This is a genomic window from Streptomyces apricus (assembly GCF_008369065.1).
Lineage (GTDB): Bacteria > Actinomycetota > Actinomycetes > Streptomycetales > Streptomycetaceae > Streptomyces > Streptomyces apricus.
Window position 1 is genome coordinate 687,958 of record NZ_VDFC01000047.1, and the last position, 2,511, is coordinate 690,468.

General features: G+C 73.4%; 3 protein-coding genes. All 3 read right to left on the minus strand.

All coding sequences use genetic code 11. The annotated features are described in order from the left end of the window. Nucleotides 1-226: 226 nt before the first annotated feature. Nucleotides 227-532: a hypothetical protein gene (locus tag FGF04_RS40260; RefSeq protein ID WP_188114276.1), complete on the minus strand. Its 306-nt coding sequence runs from the start codon at nucleotides 530-532 to the stop codon at nucleotides 227-229. An 81-nt stretch (nucleotides 533-613) separates the two neighbouring features. After that, nucleotides 614-1,585 (minus strand): SDR family oxidoreductase, encoded by a 972-nt coding sequence (locus FGF04_RS29495; RefSeq protein WP_149514446.1) that lies wholly within the window; start codon nucleotides 1,583-1,585, stop codon nucleotides 614-616. Beyond that, on the minus strand, nucleotides 1,582-2,511 hold a 930-nt coding region (locus FGF04_RS29500; RefSeq protein WP_149514447.1), incomplete at its 5' end, for an alpha/beta fold hydrolase. The genes FGF04_RS29495 and FGF04_RS29500, both read right to left, overlap by 4 nt.

A 2,511-nucleotide genomic window follows, 5' to 3' on the forward strand; every position in this document is an offset into this window, starting at 1 on the left:
GCCCCCCACTGCCCCCGCGCCCCTGAAAGGGACGCGGGGAACTGCGCAATCTTCAGGGGCGCGGGGAACTGCGCAATCTTTTAGGGGCGCGGGGAACTGCGCGAACAACCCCCACCGGGCCGCGGCCGACGACGAACTTCCGGCCGGCACAGAGAAACGTGGGGCGCCCCGGAGAAGAAAGGGCACCCCACGTCAATTCCAGCCGAGTTCAGGGCTGAGCGCAGGCTCAGACCTCGAACTCGTCGAGCCGCTCCCGCACACCCGGCTGCCGCGCATCCGAACGCCCAGGCCGCTCGGACCGCTCCGGCCGCTCAGAGCGCTCCGGCCGCTCAGAGCGCTCCGGCTGCTCAGAGCGCTCGGGCCGCTCAGAGCGCTCCATGCGCTCCGCACGCTCCCGCTCCGGCCGCTCCATACGCTCGGGCATCTGCCCACGCGCACTCGCACCCGCGTCGTCACGACGCTCGCCGAGCTTCTGCTTCGCGTCACGCTGCAGGCGGTCGGCCTTGTCCTGGAACTGGTCCTTCATGGCCATGGGGTTCACTCCCGTTTGTGGGTGAGGGGGTTGGGCCTCGACCAGCGTGACACGCCCGGACATAGCGCGCATTTCGCACCGTCACGGTCGGTGACGCACCGTGTTTCCGGCCAGGTCGGAGGTGGTTTCACCACCCGCGCCGCCCACACCACTCACGTCACTCACGTCACCGGCGCCGCTCACGCCGCGCGTACTCTCGTCGGCCGCCCCACCCGCTCCCACGAGCCCCGTACCCACGTTCCCGAGCCGCGGCGCGAACCGCCGCATCTCCCGCTGCCCGACCGTCCCGATGAGCGCGGGCAGATATCCGCGTACGCCCTGCATCCCCCGCAGCCACCACTGCCCGTAGACGTGGGCGGACCGCCGCTCGATGCCCGCGACGAGCCGGTCGACGGCTGGCCCCAGCGGGTACGTCCGGTTCGCCGGCCACGGCAGCCGCTGCCTCAACTCCCGCATGACGTCGTCCTGGTCGGCCCCGCGCACCATGTCGGTGTCGGTCCACGACAGGTACCCGACCCCCACGCGCACACCCTGGTACCCGACCTCGGCCCGCAGACTGTGCGCGTACGCCTCGACGCCCGACTTGGAGGCGCAGTACGCGCTCATCATCGGCGCGGGCGTGATCGCGGCGAGCGAGGCGATCTGCAGCAGGTACCCGCGGCTCTCGACGAGCGCGGGCAGGAAGGCGCGGGCGGTGACCGCCGAACCGATGAGGTTCACCTCGACGACCCGCCGCCAGGCGACCGGGTCGGAGTCCACGAACGGCCCGCCGTTGGCGACCCCGGCGTTGGCGACGACGATGTCGACCTTCCCGAAGCGGGCCTTCACCTCCTGCGCGACCTGCGCCATCGCCTCGTGGTCGGTGACGTCGGCGTGCCAGTACCCGCTCTCGCCGTGCAGCCGCTCCGAGACGCCCTTCAGCTCCGCCGGCTCCAGGCCGACGAGCGCGATCGTGGCGCCGCGCGCGGAGAGCTTGCGGGCGAGGAGTTCCCCGACACCCCGCGCGGCCCCCGTGACGACGGCGACCTGTCCCTGCAGACCCACCCTGCTCATACGCCCTCCTTGTTCGCTTCTTCCGCCCCGCTCGTCGCGTACGCGGTGACCAGGGCCCGTATCCGGGCGGTGATCAGGTCGGGGGCCTCCATCGGGGTCATGTGCCCGATCCCGGGAAGCTCGGTGGAGCCGACGCAGTGCGGCAGCGCGGCAACCAGCGAGCGCGCGTGCACGGCGGGCGTCAGCCGGTCGGCCGTCCCCACGACGACCTCGGTCGGCACGGTCAACTCCCGTACCGCGTGGTCCAGGTCGAGCAGGTCCAGCACCTGCGACCAGGAGTACCGCACCCGCCGGGGGCACGCGTGCACGATGCGTGCGCACGCGTCGACCACCTCCGGCGCCGAACCGGGCCCCATGGTCCCGTACTTGAGGATCCGCCGGGCGAGCGGCGTGACCGGTCCGAGCGGCGCCCGCGACCCGAGGATCCGCTTCGTCAGCCAGGTCCGCGCCCCGCCGGCCCGCATCGGCACCACCAGCGACTCGGCGACCAGCCGCGAACTGCCCGTGCTGCACAGGAGTACGGCGGCGGCGTGCTCCCTGAAGCCTGCCCGGCCCGACGCGGCCATCAGCGTCATCCCGCCCATGGAGTGCCCGGCCAGGACCGCCTTCTCGCCCGGCGCGAGGGTGGCCGCGAGCACCGCCTCCAGGTCGTCGGCGAGCGCGTCCGTGCTGCACGCGGGGTTCGCGGGACTGCGCCCGTGCCCCCGCTGGTCGTAGACGATCACCCGGTGGTCGGCGGCCAGGTCCCGGATCTGCGCGGCCCAGAAGGCGGTCGAGCAGGTCCAGCCGTGCGCGAGGACCACCGCGGGGGCGGCCGGGTCGTCCACCGCTCCGTGCACCTCGACGTGCAGCCGCGCCCCGTCGGCGGAGACGGCGGTCAGCTCGCGCGCGGGGACGGGCGGCGCGTACGCCCCCGAGGCCCGCCC

What these genes read in the sequence shown, in the direction of transcription:
- FGF04_RS40260 (WP_188114276.1), bottom strand. Translation starts at nt 532, where the DNA reads ATGGCCATGAAGGACCAGTTCCAGGACAAGGCCGACCGCCTGCAGCGT.
- FGF04_RS29495 (WP_149514446.1), bottom strand. Translation starts at nt 1,585, where the DNA reads ATGAGCAGGGTGGGTCTGCAGGGACAGGTCGCCGTCGTCACGGGGGCC.